13 protein-coding genes are annotated in these 17,606 nt (G+C 47.3%); 8 read left to right on the forward strand and 5 right to left on the reverse strand.

The window, feature by feature from the left end:
- Positions 1 to 39: 39 nt before the first annotated feature.
- The 7 genes from Enr17x_RS16045 (at position 40) to Enr17x_RS16075 (ending at position 8,076) form a co-directional block, all read left to right on the forward strand.
- Positions 40 to 327, forward strand: coding sequence for a LexA family protein (locus Enr17x_RS16045; protein ID WP_145310433.1), 288 nt, complete (start codon positions 40 to 42; stop codon positions 325 to 327).
- 246 nt (positions 328 to 573) lie between these two features.
- Positions 574 to 1,920 (forward strand): DUF1501 domain-containing protein, encoded by a 1,347-nt coding sequence (locus Enr17x_RS16050; RefSeq protein WP_198000605.1) that lies wholly within the window; start codon positions 574 to 576, stop codon positions 1,918 to 1,920.
- 416 nt (positions 1,921 to 2,336) lie between these two features.
- Entirely contained in the window at positions 2,337 to 4,019 is a 1,683-nt protein-coding gene (locus Enr17x_RS16055; RefSeq protein WP_145310435.1) for a hybrid sensor histidine kinase/response regulator, read from the forward strand.
- Positions 4,016 to 4,807 (forward strand): response regulator, encoded by a 792-nt coding sequence (locus Enr17x_RS16060; protein WP_145310437.1) that lies wholly within the window; start codon positions 4,016 to 4,018, stop codon positions 4,805 to 4,807. Before Enr17x_RS16055 ends, Enr17x_RS16060 begins: the two co-directional genes overlap by 4 nt.
- Before the next feature lies 1 nt (position 4,808).
- Positions 4,809 to 6,035, forward strand: a complete 1,227-nt coding sequence (locus tag Enr17x_RS16065) for an HDOD domain-containing protein (RefSeq protein ID WP_145310439.1) — start codon at positions 4,809 to 4,811, stop codon at positions 6,033 to 6,035.
- Positions 6,035 to 7,513, forward strand: coding sequence for an HD domain-containing phosphohydrolase (locus tag Enr17x_RS16070; protein ID WP_145310441.1), 1,479 nt, complete (start codon positions 6,035 to 6,037; stop codon positions 7,511 to 7,513). The genes Enr17x_RS16065 and Enr17x_RS16070 overlap by 1 nt, the downstream gene beginning before the upstream one ends.
- 89 nt (positions 7,514 to 7,602) lie before the next feature.
- Positions 7,603 to 8,076, forward strand: coding sequence for a response regulator (locus Enr17x_RS16075; protein WP_198000606.1), 474 nt, complete (start codon positions 7,603 to 7,605; stop codon positions 8,074 to 8,076).
- Positions 8,077 to 8,106: 30 nt separating this feature from the next.
- Here the strand turns inward: Enr17x_RS16075 and Enr17x_RS16080 are convergent, their stop codons facing one another.
- The 4 genes from Enr17x_RS16080 to Enr17x_RS16095 form a co-directional block, all read right to left on the reverse strand.
- The gene (locus tag Enr17x_RS16080) at positions 8,107 to 9,330 is read right to left on the reverse strand and encodes a pentapeptide repeat-containing protein (RefSeq protein ID WP_198000607.1); all 1,224 of its coding nucleotides are present in this window, start codon (positions 9,328 to 9,330) and stop codon (positions 8,107 to 8,109) included.
- 305 nt (positions 9,331 to 9,635) lie between these two features.
- Positions 9,636 to 10,619, reverse strand: coding sequence for a DUF1559 domain-containing protein (locus tag Enr17x_RS16085; RefSeq protein ID WP_145310446.1), 984 nt, complete (start codon positions 10,617 to 10,619; stop codon positions 9,636 to 9,638).
- A 116-nt stretch (positions 10,620 to 10,735) separates the two neighbouring features.
- The gene (locus tag Enr17x_RS16090; RefSeq protein ID WP_145310449.1) at positions 10,736 to 11,128 is read right to left on the reverse strand and encodes a carboxypeptidase-like regulatory domain-containing protein; all 393 of its coding nucleotides are present in this window, start codon (positions 11,126 to 11,128) and stop codon (positions 10,736 to 10,738) included.
- A 113-nt stretch (positions 11,129 to 11,241) separates the two neighbouring features.
- Positions 11,242 to 12,279 carry a DUF1559 domain-containing protein gene (locus Enr17x_RS16095; protein WP_145310450.1) on the reverse strand — a complete coding sequence of 346 codons (1,038 nt, stop codon included), beginning with the start codon at positions 12,277 to 12,279 and terminating at the stop codon, positions 11,242 to 11,244.
- Positions 12,280 to 12,989: 710 nt separating this feature from the next.
- Between Enr17x_RS16095 and Enr17x_RS16100 the strand changes: the two genes are divergently transcribed.
- Positions 12,990 to 14,309 carry a PQQ-binding-like beta-propeller repeat protein gene (locus Enr17x_RS16100; RefSeq protein ID WP_145310452.1) on the forward strand — a complete coding sequence of 440 codons (1,320 nt, stop codon included), beginning with the start codon at positions 12,990 to 12,992 and terminating at the stop codon, positions 14,307 to 14,309.
- Between the two features lie 106 nt (positions 14,310 to 14,415).
- Here the strand turns inward: Enr17x_RS16100 and Enr17x_RS16105 are convergent, their stop codons facing one another.
- Positions 14,416 to 17,583 carry an efflux RND transporter permease subunit gene (locus Enr17x_RS16105; RefSeq protein WP_145314042.1) on the reverse strand — a complete coding sequence of 1,056 codons (3,168 nt, stop codon included), beginning with the start codon at positions 17,581 to 17,583 and terminating at the stop codon, positions 14,416 to 14,418.
- Positions 17,584 to 17,606 lie beyond the last annotated feature (23 nt).

Here is a 17,606-nt window from a genome sequence, read left to right on the forward strand (position 1 = left end):
GCCCCCAGACGCGCACCATGATGCGCACAGGAGAAATCAATGAACCAGTATCTAACCAAACGTGAACAACAAATTCTTGATTATATTACCCGCCAGATTGACCACACAGGTATCGCGCCTTCCACACAAAATATTGCCACAGAATTCGAGATCCCTTCGTTAATCCGAGTCACGCGCTATCTAAATGGTCTCGAAGGAAAAGGCTGGATTCTCTGCAATTCTGACCAGCCAGGTGGAATCACGCTGATAGAGAATGTTCGTAATTATCGACTCTCACTTTGTGGTGATATTGAGGGTGATCGAGTGGCCCTCAAAAAAAGACTTTGAGATGAGCCTGCTACGCGCATTTTCACTCTGACGGGCTGCAACAATCTCGTTTGATACTCCCATCCCTGTACATGATCAAAGGACAAATTATTTGCTTTATTTGCAGGCGAACAATTTCTTAATTTTCTTTATCTTTTAGGTCAATTCTTCTATCCAAGCACCACACATTAGTGTACGCTTATGTGACAAATTCATGCTTTATTACCGTATAAAAGAACAATCATTTTCTTCAGAAGGCAGAAATTGATGCTCAGACTGGAAGACCAATCCATTCGACTCTGTGACAGGATGCCACGACGATCTTTTATGCAGATTGGTGGGTTGGCAATGGGAGGCCTCTCACTTCCCCAAGTATTACGTGCACAGGAACAGAGCGGTAAAAAATCATCGCATAAAGCCGTCATCATGATCTTCCTCGCTGGTGGTCCGCCACATCAGGATATGTTTGACCTGAAACCGGATGCCCCCGATGAAGTCCGAGGCGAATTCAAACCGATCAACACCAGCGTGCCGGGAATTCAAATTAGCGAGCTCATGCCACGCGTGGCGAGCATGATGGATAAGTTTTCCATCATTCGCTCTCTAGTCGGCGCGGAAGGCCGACACGATTCTTTTGAGTGCTGCACGGGACATCATTTTCGCAGTTCCCAACCACAGGGAGGCTGGCCTGCACTGGGCTCAGCGCTCTCCAAAGTAAAAGGACCTGTAAACCCAACGGTCCCAGCCTATATCGATTTGTCGCATACCATGGCACACAATCCCTGGAACATCAAAGGGCCCGGTTTTCTGGGACTGGAACATGCGCCCTTCCGTCCCGATGGCCGTGTGATGGATAACATGACGCTTAATTCCATTTCCAACACCCGGCTCACGGAACGCGCCAGTCTCTTAAACAATCTAGACCGTTTTCGGCGTGTCTCAGAAACGGGACTCACAGATGGTACCTACGATGGATACACGAAGCAGGCATTAGAAGTACTCTCCTCATCTCAACTGGTGGAAGCCCTCGATCTTGAAAAAGAAGATCCCAAAGTCCGCGCCCGTTACGGTAAGGACAGTCCCAAAGTTTTAAACTACTCGCTCGATAAAGGCTATCAGGCGATTATGTCCCGCTTCCTGTTAGCACGACGCGCTGTGGAAGCCGGTGCTCGCTGTGTAACCTGCAGCTTCGCCCACTTTGACTGGCATGGAGACAATTTCGGGCATGCCCGAAAAGTTGTCCCGCTACTCGATCAAGGCGTCGCCGCCCTGGTGGAAGACCTGCATGAACGCGGCATGGATAAGGATGTCACTGTTCTGGTCTGGGGCGAATTTGGACGAACACCCAAGATTAATAAAAAAGCTGGCCGCGACCATTGGCCTCGAGTGCATGCAGCACTCATGGCTGGCGGCGGCATGAAAACCGGCCAGGTCATTGGTTCCACCAACCGCCTCGGCGAAGAAGCTGTTGACCGCCCCGTGCATATGCAGGAAGTCTTTGCCACCCTGTATCATAATCTGGGCATCGATGTCGCATCGACAACAATCGAAGACAACAACGGCCGCCCCCAATATCTGGTTGATGAGCAAACGCCGATTCGTGAACTGGTATAAGCTTCGCTGGTTACAATTAGTTTGCTGAACGGTATCCTGTGAAATTACCTGGTTTTTCTATGAGAATACCAAGCGAGTGAATCTACAAAAACGTTCTTACATTGATCTTTTTGTACGTTCTGCTTCTCTCTACAGCCCTCATGATTCTAAACTTTTGCATCCCAGTATTTTTGCGATGTTTCAATTCATCAACACGGGCTGAGGTAAAGCACTCATTTCAAAAATAGTGAGCTCTTTTAATTTATAGATGGTCTATATTTTCTATGGAAACGCTCACTTTTCTATCTTCTGATTTGAATCGTAGCCATATGTCATTTTTTAACCAAACACATCAAAGCATTTTTACTTTGCATTTCTGTTGATCAATCTCCCCCGTTGTTCACAGGCTAGTGCAATGTGAATCTTCAGGGGGATCAATGATTCAGAGTGCGTTGACTGAACCAATCGACGAGACCATTCCACCAAAATATGACCGATGCAAAAATCATGATGTCGTCATCAGCCCTGGTGGTACCATTCTGATTATCGAAGACAGTAATACGCAAGCGCGTATCATCGAAGAGTCTTTGAAAGAACTTCCACTTCAAATTCATTGCACGGGTTCCGGCCACGAAGCTTTAGAATGGTTGAAAGTCAATAAGGCCGTACTGTTACTCCTTGATTACGAATTGCCTGATATGAAAGGCATCGAGATCATTGATGAACTCGCCCGGCAGGGACAATACCTTGAATTCCTGGTGATGACAGCTCGTGGAAGTGAAACCGTCGCCGTACAAATGATGAAACGCGGTGCCGTCGATTATCTGATCAAGGATGATACTTTCACCAGTCTGCTCCCCACCATTGTTGAACGCGCATTAAAGAAAATCAAATCAGAGCAGATCCTGGAAATTGCCCAAAATGCGTTAAAGCAGGCAGAAAAAAGAACGCGGCTGATCATCGATTCTGCAGCCGACGGTTTCATCTCCATGTGGGATGATGGCACAATTCTGGACTGGAATAAAGCAGCAGAACGGATTTTCGGCTGGAGTTATAAAGACGCCATCGAAAAGAATCTCATCGACATGATGATGCCAGAGAAACATCGTGAAGCGTTCAAAGATAAATTATTTGAGTTGAGAAACGAAGATCACAGTCTGACTCAAAATAAATTAATCGAAGCGACAGCACTCAACAAATCTGGACAGGAATTTCCGATCGAAATTTCCGCGTCCAGTGCCTCAGAAGGCGAACCCTGCGTATTGAACGCGTTTATCCGCGACATTTCTAACCGCCATATGCTGGAATCCCAGTTGATTCAGTCGGAAAAGCTGGCATCGCTTGGACAGCTGGCCGCCGGTGTCGCGCATGAAATTAACAATCCCGTTGGTTTCGTAAAAAGTAATGTCGGCACTCTCTGTGAATATGTAGATATTTTCACGCAGTTATTAAGCCTCTACGAGGAACTCTCACAAGCAATCCGATCTGGTGATAAATCTCAACAGGATCAGTTATTCAAGCAGATCCAGACGGTTCGCGAAGAAGAAGACCTCACTGATATTTTAGAAGACGTGAAGGAATTACTGACTGAATCGACAGACGGTCTGATCCGTGTCACAGAAATAGTTCAAAACCTGAAAAGCTTTGCCCGACTCGATGAAGCCAGCATCAAAGAAGCAAATATCAATGATGGTATCACCGCCACCATGAAAGTAGTCTGGAACGAACTGAAATACAAAAGTGAAATTGTAACGGATCTGGGAGAGATCCCCGACATCCGCTGTTCCCCCGGGCAACTGAACCAGGTCTTTATGAACTTACTGGTCAATGCAGCCCAGGCGATTCCGGAACGAGGCACGATTTCGATTAAGACGGAAGCGACGGATTCAGAAATCATCATCAGCATCTCTGATACTGGTGTGGGCATTCCCGAACAGGAACTTTCACAAATCTTTACTCCCTTCTACACCACCAAGCCAGTTGGTCAGGGAACCGGACTGGGACTCTCAATCATTTATGGCATCATTCAGAAACACAACGGAAACATTTCCGTCGAGAGTGAAGTCGGCACCGGAACGAAATTCACCATTCGATTGCCACTGGAAGGGATGAGTGCATGAACCAGAAAACGGTCCTTTGCGTCGATGACGAAATCAATGTACTTCGATCTCTAAAACGATTATTGAGAAACGAAGACTATCAGTTAATTACAGCCAACGGTGGCGAAGAAGGTCTCGCTGTCCTCGCTGAAGAAGAAGTCAGCGTCGTCCTTTCTGACCAGAGAATGCCGGGGATGACGGGTACGGAATTTCTTTCGATCGTGAAAGAGAAATATCCGGAATGTGTCCGCGTGGTGCTTTCCGGGTATGCTGATGCGGCAACCATCCTGGATTCTATCAACAAAGGGGCCATCTACCGATTTCTAACAAAGCCCTGGAATGATGATGAAATCCGAGTCACCATTCGGCAATGTTTAAGTCAATATGAACTGCTGCAGGAAAATCGAAACCTGACAGAAGAGATTAAATTACAAAACGTTGAGCTGAATCGGCTCAATCAACAATTGGAAGATCTGGTCGGAAAAAGCACACAATCATTACACTTTTCTCAGGATGTACTGGCCAAAATCCCTATTCCGGTTGTTGGAATCAGTGCGGAAAGTATCGTCGTTTTAGCAAACGAAGCGGTAGACCAGATGTTTCCCACATTACGTGAAGTTCACCTTGGTTCTGATATCAAAGATATTTTTTCCAGTGATATTGTGGAAACCGTGACGAACTGTTTATCAGGCAGTAAGCAAACAGAATCCGTTCCTCTGACGATCGATAATAAGCAGGTCAAAATACACTGTAAAAAACTGATGGACGGAGACCATTTGCGAGGATGTGTTCTCTCGATGGAAGAATAATATGGATAAATCAAAGCTAAATGATATTTTGAACATGGTACGCTCCGTGCCGACACTCCCTGAAGTCGCTCAGGAATTAAGTCGGCTCGCGGGAGATCCTACAGCATCTGCACAAGACATGGCCCACGTCGCTGAAGCAGACTCGGGTCTAGCTGCGCAAATTTTGCGTGTGGTCAACTCATCATTTTTCGGATTTTCTCGACAAATCAGTACGATACCACAGGCAATCGTGGTTTTAGGTACTCACGGCGTTCGCAACATTGCCTTGGGACTGACCGTCTCGACCCTGCGACCCAAAACAGAATCACATTCACTACATTTTGATGTGGACGATTTCTGGAGACACTCACTTTCCGTCGCAATAGGCGCTCGACAACTTGCCAGAGATCTCGTCATCTGCGATCCGGAAGAAGCTTTTCTGGCCGGATTGCTGCATGATATTGGCAAATTGATTTTGATTGAATCCTGCACAGAACAGTATGAGGAAATAATTGGAGTAGCGCAATCGAATAATCAACCTCTCCACATTCTTGAAGAATCCCAACTCGGTTTTACGCATACTGATGTCGGATTTGCTCTATGCGAACGATGGAAGATTCCGGAATCAGTCGCTTACACCGTACAAAATCACCATAACTGGAATTGTGACAGGCCCATTACCACAAAGCAGGATCAACTACTGTTCCTGGTAAATACCGCTAATAACTTAGCGAAAGTTTCAGGCATCGGTTTCAGTGGCAATGCATGCGTTACCCCATTTTGCATACAGACGTCCTTCTCACACAGATCACTTTCAGAGGCACTTCAAAAAACGCTGGAAATTCTTCCATCAGAAGTAGCACATACCGAGCACCTGTTTAATATTACGTCACAATCCGATTATGGAAATTTCGCGGATTCAGGTCACTTCTGTATTGGAGTCATCGTTCAGAATCCTGATCTGTATAAAATCATCAGTTTATTACTGTTAAGCCAGGGCATTGTTCCGGTCACACAGCAAGAGCAGATTCCGGCTGAATCAGAAATGATCGCCGTCCTTACAGATTCGGAATTGAATCCGGAATCCCTACCAGCAGGATGGTCTCAGCACATCATCACTTATCAGTATTCTGCCGAGTCAAACCAGCAGGGATTACAGCCAGACAAAGCCTTTGAAATTGATGTCGAACAACTCCGCATCTGGCTCAATGAGCAACTCCCAGCTTCTGCTTCGGAGGAATTAGTCTAATGAATCCTAAAGTCATTTTTATCGACGATGAACCACACATTTTAAAAGCCTTTGTACGACTGTTTCGTAAAGATCAGATTGATATCGTCACGACGACATCACCAGAAGAAGTCTGCCAGTTGGTACAGGCAGAGCCCTTCGCATTAATTGTCTCAGACCAACGTATGCCCGAACTGGAAGGTACGAAACTGCTGGAGCGCGTACGGGATCTCTCCCCTGCAACCATTCGTATTATCCTGACCGGTTACGCAGACAAAGATGCCGCCATCGAAGCCATCAACCAGGGATCAGTCTATCGTTTTTTAACGAAACCCTGGAACGATGATGAATTACGAAATGAAGTCAAACGGGCAATCGACGAGTACATGCTCAGACAGGAGAATCGAAGACTCCAGGAGTTGACTCAGTCTCAAAACGAAGAACTACGTGATCTAAATCAGAACCTGGAATTAAAAGTTAAAGAGCGAACGGAAAAAGTCACGCTCCTGAACCAGCAGTTAAAACAGGGATTCATCGGCTCCATTCGTGCAATGGCACAACTGGGAGAAATGCACAGTTCTGACCTGGGGGAACATGCAAAACGGGTTACCGTCATGACCGGGCAGGTTGCAAAACAGCTCGGCTGCAATCTGGATGAACTGTTTCAAATCAACTCCGCAGCATTACTGCACGATATCGGTAAAATTGAGCTACCGGGAAATCTCTTATCAAAGCCTTACGACAAATTGATTCCAGCCGAACAGCGACAGGTGCAAAACCATGTCTTACTTGGTGAGCAGATCGCACAAATGGTACCCAGTTTAGAAAAAGCGGCCGTCCTGATCCGCCATCACCACGAACGCTTTAATGGCTCTGGTTACCCTGATGGTTTGAAGGGCGAGGAAATCCCACTGGGATCACGTATCATAGGTGTGGCTGACTATTATGACCATCTGCAAAATAGTCGCAGCAGTGCACAACAAAAGTCTCCCGAGGCGATACTGGAATCAATGGGGAGACTGACGGGAACCTGGTTTGACCCGAAAGTCGTAGCTGCGCTTCACCAATACCTGTTTCCAGATGAGCAGCAAAACGTCTTGTTGAAATACTTCAAAGACCGAACTGCAGACAACCCGCGACAGGAATCAGTATCACAAACACCAAAAGCAGAAACGTTGCTTCAGAAACAGCCAAATCAGCAAACCAGAGACGATCACCCTCTTAACGAGGACTTGGACGTCACTGTAGAACATGATCGCCATGTGCGGCCTTATGAACTCAAACTGGGCATGACGCTTTCGCGCGATCTATTCTCAAATAACGGCGGTCTATTACTCCCTCGTGGAACCATATTGTCCCCAAAACACCTGGAGAATCTGAAATCACTTTCGCTGGCTAACCCGATTTCTGATCGAATTTTTGTCGAGCCAGAAATGACAACAGACGAAACCAGTTCTGTCCCCGCAGAAACTCCCCTGAAGACACCAGTTCATGTTTAAGGAACTGGAATCTGACTTATCGTGAAATAGTGATGATGAAATATTCATCAGAGAAACTCAGTCTAACATTTTTCAATCTGGAGGAGTTTATGAGCCAATCCATTCTTTTAGTCGATGACGAACCAATCTTACTGAAATGCGTCCGACGATTACTGCGGCCTTTAGAAAAAAAAGGCGTCATCGTCTGGACCAGTACTTCGGCAGAAGAAGCCGTTGAACTACTGGAAAAACACAGTATCGATGTCGTCGTGACCGATGAAAACATGGTGGGTATGTCCGGCACAGAATTACTGGCCTGGATTTCAGAAAACTCCCCCGATACCAAAAGAATTGTTTTAACCGGGGATATCTCTGTTTCGATTGCGATGCGAGCCATCAACCACGCAGGCGTGGACGCCTATTTAACAAAACCATTTAACAATGCAGAGTTGCTGGATGCTGTACTCAGTGCATTGCATTCCAAAGATCGAGAATCCCGTGTGCAGGCAATTCGAGAATCCATTCTGAAAGATCTGACAGACAAAGCCGAAGAACAGATCACTCACGAAAGCTCGACGTCTTGAATTGAAGACAATGAGCTCAGGGATGCTGGTTTATTCGACTGAAGTAAAGCTGACACTCAGTCTGGTTATCAGCGAGCCCAGCAGAATGTAACCGATCAGAACTTCCAGCATTACCAATGCCTGGCCCGTCACACTCAACGGATTCGCATGAATATCACCAAACCCCAAAGTGGTCATGGTGACGCAGGAAAAATACAAACAGGAATACATGCGCATAAAAATACTGGCTCCCACCAACTTATTCGGAAGTTCGACAAACGGGAATTCAGAAGAAATGATGTAATCATCCAGCAAGATAGAGCTGCTGTAAATCATCGCAAACAGGAAGGCAAACCCTACAATACAGGTCAGAATACGTTGAGTCGAATTCCCATAATCTGAAGTCCACCAGAAAGCCTGTATCGCCCATCTCTTAACCACAGGCATTTCCTGATATTTCTTTTCCCACATCTGGCGACGCATATTCCATTCAAGATAACTTAAATCGGTAATCGGATTAAACCGGGCGGTACGCAAAGCTGTCCCTGTAGCATCAGACTTCTTATTGAATTTGCATCCGCTGAAATAGGTTCTGGCATCCACAATCACATTGGTCAATTCGACCGACTCCAGAACAGTACCTTGCAACAAAGCTAATGAGAGATCGGCTGCATTCAAGGTTGCTCCCGTGAAATTTGTTTCATTGAGTTTCGCGCCAGTCATATTGCACCAACTCAAATCTGCATCGCTCAAATTAGCTGAATTCAAATCCGCTTTTGTTAAGTTCGAGCCACTTAAATCACACCAGCTCAGATCAGCTTTACTTAGATTTGCTTCAGTGAGATTGGCCTCCCGTAAGATTGCCATTTTGAAGATAGCCATCTTCATGTTGGCTTGACTTAAATTGACATTGAGTAAATTGGCATCTACAAATTCCGCATTAAACATCTGCGCTTTACTTAAGTCAGCGCTCAACAGATTTGCCTGCCCCAGTTGGGCATCATGTAAATTCGCTTCAATCAAATTAGCATATCTTAAATTTGCTTCACTGAGATCAGCATGGAACAAATTCGCTTTGCTCAGATCGGTTTTGCTTAAGTTGGCTTTCTTCAGATTTGTGTGAAACAAATTCGCTTCACATAAATTCGCCCCATGCAAATTAGCCTCTCCCAATTCCACACCACCTAAATTAGCCCCACTCAAATCAAGTATTGTTTCCGGGTTTTCTGACCGCCACTTCGCCAGGGCTTCCGTCCCTTGCCTGACAATTTCCACGTGTTCCGGATTAGACATGAATCACTCTCCATAGTTGATACCTGCAGACAATTGAAGCGGTATTATGAAAACCTGTTCCATTCGGAGCAAGAGAAGATACACGAACGGCTTTTAACTGAAGCCGGTAACATGCACCTAGAAGAAAAAGGAGGGAAATCTCTTCGTGTAAGACCCCATTCAGGATCTGATTAGCTAGTGAGAAAAGAAAATCAGTGTTCACACGATATCAAAAAAAGCATCATCTGGCGCAACATGATTGGGCAGAGGGAACTTACCTGAGAAGAGATCACTCTAACATGGCCGAATTAAGGGCTAAAATTAGTTGATTCATCTCCAGCCGCGGTCCCCAGTTCTTTAAAAACCTGAGAACTCATGTTCTCGCTCAAAAACCTGACGGCTCCATCTCCAAAACCAAAGTGCGCGCCACCTTCGTGATCACTGCCGGCTGATTGATAGAAGTTATTATTGAATCCACCCGAGGTGCCTCCGGAAATCCCCGTATCGAACATCGTTGCCACGCCTCCTGCAGCCCAATTGTCCTGACTGGTATTCGGCGCCCCCGGCCCGCGTAGCTTCTGCAATTCTCCGGTCATGATCGTATTGGAGGTCCCATCATCGACATCACGGATCACGGTGTCGCTGTTTACCGAAAACATTCCCAAAATTGCGTTGCTACCACCAAATGAACCAATCAGAGCATCTGTCCGGTGAGTCAGATGAATAATGTTTCCATCGGCCCAACCATTTCCTCCTCCAATACAAACACCGTAATCACAGCCCCCTTGGTTGAAGCGATTGACCGGTTTTCCATTACGCGGATTTTCCCCCAGCATAATAGTATCATCAATTTTTCTAACCTTACTGCGCCGAGTGGGACAATAAAAAATTGGTACATTTACCTCAGCAATAGAACGGTTTCCAATGACATTCGTCGAAAAATCCCATTGATTCGAAATCACGGCCTGATCGAGAAAGGGGAGAATTTGAACTAACCAACTTGTGCCATGTAAACCAGGCTCTGTCGTACTCCCGGCATCGCCCCAAACATCATATGCACTTGATGTTGCAGTGTTGGCAATTGCTCCAGGCGGAAACAAACCATGCGTTTCATGATAATTGTGCAGCGCCAAGCCAAACTGCTTCATATTATTTCTACATGTGGTACGGCGCGCCGCTTCTCGAGCCTGTTGAACAGCCGGTAGTAGTAAAGCAATCAGAATCGCGATAATAGCGATCACGACCAATAATTCAATCAACGTGAAACCGCGACTCTGCTTCGGACAACGCATGACAGGGCCCTTTAGATAATAGAAATGAATCGCATGAATATTTTATCTAAATCATTGTATTTGACCTGAGAAACAGACAAGCATATCTGACGATGAGTTTGCTGTTTCAGAATTTTTTATTTTGACGTTAAATCAAAATTGAATTCGTTCGCACCCTCTTTGACATCAGCAGTGAGTTCTGATTCAACGCAATATTTGGCTGGGATTGTCTCTTTTTCATTATCCAGTTTACTAACGACAACCTTATGCTTGCCAATCGCGGCTCCCTTTTCATCGCGAATATAAATCAGCTCATATTTTCCAGCACTATCTGTAGTAGCAGAAGACGATCGTACCCCTTCTGGCATAAATGTCACATTGGCGTCAGCCAGGGGAGCACCGTCCATTGTAATCGTTCCTGACACTTGCCCTAAATCGGGAGCATCACTACTCCCACCACCGCAGGCCGCCAATGAGACTACAAATCCGAAACAAACGCAGGCTGTAATGAATGTTCTTAACTGATGCATGCTCAAGGAATCCTTATCAAGAAACAAAACGAGAGTCGTTCTCAGAATTTAGACAAGCACAGAGAACTCATCCGGTTCTCTGTGCTCTCATTTGAAAGTAAGACGTGAGGGTCTTAGAACTCACCTGCGGTTCGTTCACCATCAGCCGTGCCGATTCGGTTGAATGTCCTGGTATCAATATTCTCACTGATAAAACGGACGGAACCATCTGCCAAACCGAAGTGTGCACCGCCGACATGGTCACTGCCAGGTGCTTCATACTGGCCACCATTGATGCCCAGGTTATTTCCACTTCCACTTTCAGTTGGGCTGGTAAGTTGTCCCATATCAGTATCAAATATGTTAGCAACCCCCCCTGCTGCCCAGCCGTCCAGACTGAGAGTGGCATTACTTCCCGTTAACCGCTGCATCTCTCCGGTCATCAGTGTATTCGTAGTACCGTCTTTGATGTCACGCATTTGCGTATCACTATTGGAATAGAAAATCCCCAACCATCCTCCACCTAAAGTCCCGGCCCATTCATTACTTGCTCCAGGACCCAACGATTCATGACCTGTACCTGAAAACCCATCGCCAAATCCGTTACCAGAACCTTTGCAGGCACCATAATCGGTCCCCCCCTTTGTAAACGGATTCGTGATTGTCGTGGAGCCCGGAGTTTCATCGAGTTGCATTTTTTGATCAACTTTTCGAACTTTACTACGACGGGAAGGGCAATAAAATATCGGGATGTCAACTTCTGCAACTGCCCGATTGCCCATCACATTCGTATTGAAATTCCACTGATTATAAATATTAGCCTGATCGACAAATGGCAGGATCTGAAGCATCCAACTCGTACCATGTGCATTGACTGACGTTGTATTACCTGCTTCCATCCAATCACGATAACGAACTGCACCTCCGGAAACACCATTCGTAAGGGTAACAACAGAACCAGGTGGGAAGACGCCATGCGTCTCATGATAATTATGTAATGCCACTCCGAATTGTTTCAGATTGTTCTTACAAGTACTACGCCTGGCCGCTTCACGCGCCTGTTGAACGGCCGGTAATAACAGCGCGATTAAAATCGCAATAATTGCGATCACGACCAACAGTTCAATGAGTGTAAACCCCGTCTTGTGTTTGCTCATGTGTTTAATTTGCATAGCAACTCCTCAATATTTGGAAATGAAAAAAGAACATAGCTTTCCGGAAATAAACAACTTGAATTCAAAATGATTGAACAAGAAAGGACTGGAAACGCTGTCAGAATATTCAGATGGAAAAGCGAGTATGAAAACCAAGTGAATTCCTCTTAACTTCTTGCTCCAACATCATATAGAACATAGTTCCATTAATATTCATTCGTTTATTTAAGCAAAATATTTTCAATTGTCAAAATAATTCCCCATATCCCACCTTAATCCCTTTGATACCAGTCACTTCCAATCGTCCTTAAATCCTGGAGAGCTGTATACTTTGTCTTCATTTCTGGTAACAACTGGCCAAATCAGGAAGCAATTTATGAAAAAAAGATGAAGATGGTTAGAGAAAATCAGGGCTGAGTCCCTGAGTTCTGGTTAGAAGTAGGAAAGAAAATCATGATGTATTTTGCCGGGTTCGACATAATTTCAGACGTCTGGTCGTAGCGCAGGGGAGTCTGATTATTAACTGTCCAGCCTGCTGAGCAGTCCCGTTCCAGCTACAAATTAAGACTCTTACTGAAAACTTTGCGAACTGTGATTTTAAGCAAGATATAATCGGGACATTGATCATTCCGACGACACTACTTACAGTAAATAGTGCGACGCACGGATCGCTTCTGAATTCAAACCGATAGACATCGCGCTGCCGCCAAACTAAAGGAAAAATACTAATGCCCCTTCGTATTCTATCTGCCATTACCCTGCTGTTATTCAGTTCTGCGTTCGCAAACGCTGACGATTGGCCCCAGTGGCTGGGTCCCGATCGCACCAGTACCTGGGATGCTGCCGGTATAGTAGAGTCCTTCCCCGAAGAGGGGCTCAAAGTCGAATGGCGGGTTCCTGTAGGTCTGGGATACAGCGGCCCGGCAGTCGTCGATGATAAAGTCTATGTGCAGGACTACATCAAAAAATCAGGAAAGGTTGCAAATAATCCCGGAGGTCCTTCAAAGATTGAAGGAGACGAGAGAATTCAATGCCTCTCCGCTGACACAGGAAAAGTCATCTGGGAATATAAATATGACTGCCCCTACAACATCTCCTATGCAGCCGGCCCTCGTTGCACCCCCACTGTTGCTGACGGCAAAGTTTATGCCCTGGGAGCGGAAGGAAATCTAGTCTGTCTGGATGCAAACGATGGCAAAGTTATCTGGCGTAAAGATTTTAAAACCGACTATCAGGCAAAAACACCTTTCTGGGGGCACTCTGCCAGTCCACTGGTTGACGGGAATACTCTGTACTGTCTCGTTGGCGGCAAAGACTCGCTTGCGGTCGCTTTTAATAAAGATACCGGCAAGGAACTCTGGCGATCGCTCGATAATGCAGAAACCGGCTACTGTCCCCCGACCATGATCACGCACAACGGTACAAAGCAACTATTGATCTGGCACCCTGCCTCATTGAATTCACTCAATCCAGAAACAGGCAAAGTCTACTGGTCAATTCCACTCAAACCCGCTTATAACATGTCCGTCACGGTTCCTCGGCAACACGGGAATTTCCTCTACGTCTCCGGCATTGGTGATGAAGCCGCCTGGATTGAGCTTAAAAGCGATCCCAAACCTGCCGCCGAAATCGTCTGGAAAGGCAAAACCCGAGAGGCTCTGTTCTGCTGTAACAGCACTCCTTTTATTGAAGGCGATACGATCTACGGCAGCGATATTCAATCGGGGGATTTCATCGCCGTCAACCTGAAAGACGGCAAACGTCTCTGGGCCACCAAAAAAGTGACAAAAGCGGGCCGCCGCGATCGCCATGCGACCGCGTTCATCGTCAAGCACAATGACAAGTTCTTCCTGTTCACAGAAAAAGGAGACCTGGTTCTCGCCGATCTGTCTCCCGACGGCTACAAAGAGATCAGCCGCTTTCATGTTCTCGAACCAACTAACGAAGCCTTCGGCCGCCCTGTCGTCTGGAGCCATCCCGCATTCGCCAACCAATCTCTCTTCGCTCGCAATGATAAAGAACTCGTCCGCGTGAGTTTGAAAAAGTAGTAACCCCAAAATATATTTGATCTGAACGGTACCTCTGAGATTTCTCTGTTGATCTTAGAGGTACTTTCATTTTACTGGTAGAGAATTTATCAAGTAGCCTCACCCTTTACCGTAATACAGGCAACCGTTCTTTCAATTTCGAGAGCAGTGTGGCCCCCTGTTCCTCGCTCACAGGTTCGCCGACAGTCGCCCGTAGCGGACAATTTCGACACATCACCAGGATGTAAGCCGAAGGGATATAATATAGCGCCAGTAAGGTCGCGCCTCCCACGCCGCCGGCAATCGTAATCGCCAGTGGAGGCCAGAAACCGCCACCCGCAATGACTAACGGCACAAAACCGGCGACCGTCGTCAGTGAAGTCGCCACCACATGCCGGGTCGAACGCAGCACGACATCGCGCACCACAACCCGGTTCCCTTTTCGTGACTCGGGATTCGCTCGTAATTCTGCCAGCACCACAATCGCATCGTTAATCGCGACCCCTGCCAGGCCCATCGAACCGACGATCGCCATAAAGCCAAACGGAAACCCGAACAGCCAGAGCATGCCCAGCCCCAGACCAATCGAAAGCAGCCCCACCGTCCCGACTAAAGCCGCCACACGAAAGGAGGAAAATGACAAAACCAGTGTCGCCACCATCAACACCATTAAAACGCCGACATTTGCCATCAGGTTCCCTACAGCATCGTCACGTTTCGAGGCTTCGCCCCCCCACTCCAGTCGATAGCCAGGGGGCAGTTCAAAACCGGCCTGTTTCATATTCGCCTGAAAGTCTGCCAACACCTTCGCCGGAAGGACCCCCGCTTTAATATAAGCCTGCACTTCGTTCATGCGTTCTCCATTGAAGTGCGAAATGGCTGCGACTTCAGACGACATCTGCACCTGGGCAATCGCAGTCAGCGGTACGAACTGAGACTGACCATCGCTTGTTTTTTTACTGGAAATCAATTGCAACGAGGCAATGTCATTAATAGAGCCCCGTCGATTATGGGGTACACGAATCCGAACCGGCAGTTCCTCCGTCTCTTCCAGAATACTGCCCCCCAGTGCCCCTTCCAGTGCGGCATCCAACTGGCGCGAGATTTCAGCATGATCGAGGCCTGCCAGACGTGCCTGTTCTTCATCAATTTTCAACGTCAGCTTCGGTAACGGGTCGGCCAGCTCCGCTTTGTGATGCAGCACATCAGGGGTCTTACTCAAAATCGTACGCAGTTCATCACCACTCTGACTTAACTGATGCAGATCCGGACCAAATAACCTGACTTCTATCGGCGCATCGAATGGAGGTCCCTGCTCTAACTGCCTCACCAGCACACGCGAATGCGGTACCTTACGGTCAAGTTCCCGCTGCAACTCATGGATCAGCTCCTGCCCACCTGATGCCGAGTTGAGCTGTACCAGGGCCTGGGCATAGTTAGACGCGTTTTCACGCTTGGCAATAATATTATAATAAAACTGTGGTGCACTCTCTCCCAGAAACCATTCGATCCCCTTCACTTGAGGATGCTCCAGAACCACGCGGCGAATCGTTTCGATCGTTTCCTTTGTCTCCGCGAGAGAAGCATGCGCATTCAACTCCAGCTCGATATTCACCTGATCGCGATCTGCGGGAGGAAAGAACTGTTCGGGCAACGATCCTGCCACCATAAACCCACAAACAGGCAAGACACATCCCACCGCCACGCCAAGTAACGGGCGAGAAAACAGGATGTCCAGCGACTTCCGATATGCGTCGCGCATTCCCGCATGACTGAAACCAATCTGCCACCAGTGAGCGTTGAGCGGGTCTTCTTCCGGATCTGCAAAGAGCGCAGCAATTGCGGGAATAACGGTCATCGCCAGGAAGAAGGAACTGCTGATTGCCAGAATCACACTGACGGCAATCGAACCGACAAATTCTCCCGCGGGACCAGGCATCAGCGCGATCGGAGCAAACGCTAATACTGTGGTTAATGTCGACCCCAACAAGGGTACTGCCAGATGACGAACCGTCGAGATAACCGCATCATCGGGGGCCATCCCGGAATGTAATTTTGATCGCACTTCATCGACAACGACAATCGCATTATCGATCAACAGCCCCAGCGCAATAATCAGTCCTGTGACTGACATCTGGTGGATGGGAATATCCAGAAAACGCAATCCCGTCAGAACCATAAAGGCAGACAAAGGCAACGCCGTTCCAATCACCAGCGCATTCCGCCAGCCCATCATAAACACAATCACCGCGATGACGGCCAGCCCACCGAACAATAAATTCCAGACCAGGCCATCCAGGCGTGCTTCCACATAGCGGTTTTGATCGAATAATGTCTGCACTTTCACGTCATTGGCCAGCCTCTGTTCAAATTCTTTAATAGCGGCGGTCGCTGCCTGGCTCCAGTGATCAATCCTCACGCTATCCCGCACGAACATACCTAAAGTCACTGCCGGTTTTCCATCTGCAATCACCAGACTGTTCAGAGGCAACGCGACTCCTTTTTTGATCGTGGCAATATCTCCCAACTGCACGGAATGGCCTTCCGCACCAAATTGAACCGGCGTGTTGGCAATCCGCGACAGGGAATCCAGTTCAGAATCCACGTCGATCGTCAAATCACTTTTCCGCCCACGCAGTAAGCCTGCTGTCAACTTGGCATCCGACGATTCGACCTGATTCGCAATTTGCTGAACACTTAAGCCCAGAGCCGCAATACGATCAGGCTGAATTTCCGCAATAATTTCTTCTTCAGGATCGCCGAATGTATCGATGTCTTCCGTACCGGAAATCGCTCGCAAACGGTCTTCCAGCTGCTTTGCCGTCCGCCTTAACACAGCATAATTCACATCATTCGGATTATCCCAAACCAAAGCCACGATCAAAGCATATGCTTTGACTTCCAGTTCTTCAAAATCGGGTTCCTCTGCGCCGGCTGGAAATTCAACGCGTGCATCGTCAATTTTATCCCGAATCCGCGACCAGACCTCGTCGACTTCGTACACATCATCCCGCAACTCAATCGTCATTGATGACATGCCGGTCCGGGAGATGGAACGCAGCTCTTTGATCTCATCGATCTCGCGAAGTTCCTCTTCGATCTTTTCAGAAACCAGCGATTCCACGCGTGTCGCGTCAGCGCCGGGAAAACGCGTATTCACTCGCGCGACCCGTTGGGTCAGTACAGGGTCTTCCATCCGCGGCAGCACGTAATAACTGGAAAGACCAGCTACCGTAATCAACGCCATCAACAATATCAGCAATCGTCGATTTCGATAGAACAAACCTTCCAGCATGATTGAATTCCCCATTGATTCCC

The organism is Gimesia fumaroli (genome assembly GCF_007754425.1).
Classification (GTDB): Bacteria; Planctomycetota; Planctomycetia; order Planctomycetales; family Planctomycetaceae; genus Gimesia; species Gimesia fumaroli.

Excerpts from the sequence above, each read along its gene's own strand:
- Enr17x_RS16045 (WP_145310433.1), top strand. The coding sequence starts at position 40 with ATGAACCAGTATCTAACCAAACGTGAACAACAAATTCTTGATTATATT.
- Enr17x_RS16050 (WP_198000605.1), top strand. The coding sequence starts at position 574 with ATGCTCAGACTGGAAGACCAATCCATTCGACTCTGTGACAGGATGCCA.
- Enr17x_RS16055 (WP_145310435.1), top strand. The coding sequence starts at position 2,337 with ATGATTCAGAGTGCGTTGACTGAACCAATCGACGAGACCATTCCACCA.
- Enr17x_RS16060 (WP_145310437.1), top strand. The coding sequence starts at position 4,016 with ATGAACCAGAAAACGGTCCTTTGCGTCGATGACGAAATCAATGTACTT.
- Enr17x_RS16065 (WP_145310439.1), top strand. The coding sequence starts at position 4,809 with ATGGATAAATCAAAGCTAAATGATATTTTGAACATGGTACGCTCCGTG.
- Enr17x_RS16070 (WP_145310441.1), top strand. The coding sequence starts at position 6,035 with ATGAATCCTAAAGTCATTTTTATCGACGATGAACCACACATTTTAAAA.
- Enr17x_RS16075 (WP_198000606.1), top strand. The coding sequence starts at position 7,603 with ATGAGCCAATCCATTCTTTTAGTCGATGACGAACCAATCTTACTGAAA.
- Enr17x_RS16085 (WP_145310446.1), bottom strand. The coding sequence starts at position 10,619 with ATGCGTTGTCCGAAGCAGAGTCGCGGTTTCACGTTGATTGAATTATTG.
- Enr17x_RS16090 (WP_145310449.1), bottom strand. The coding sequence starts at position 11,128 with ATGCATCAGTTAAGAACATTCATTACAGCCTGCGTTTGTTTCGGATTT.
- Enr17x_RS16095 (WP_145310450.1), bottom strand. The coding sequence starts at position 12,279 with ATGCAAATTAAACACATGAGCAAACACAAGACGGGGTTTACACTCATT.
- Enr17x_RS16100 (WP_145310452.1), top strand. The coding sequence starts at position 12,990 with ATGCCCCTTCGTATTCTATCTGCCATTACCCTGCTGTTATTCAGTTCT.
- Enr17x_RS16105 (WP_145314042.1), bottom strand. The coding sequence starts at position 17,583 with ATGCTGGAAGGTTTGTTCTATCGAAATCGACGATTGCTGATATTGTTG.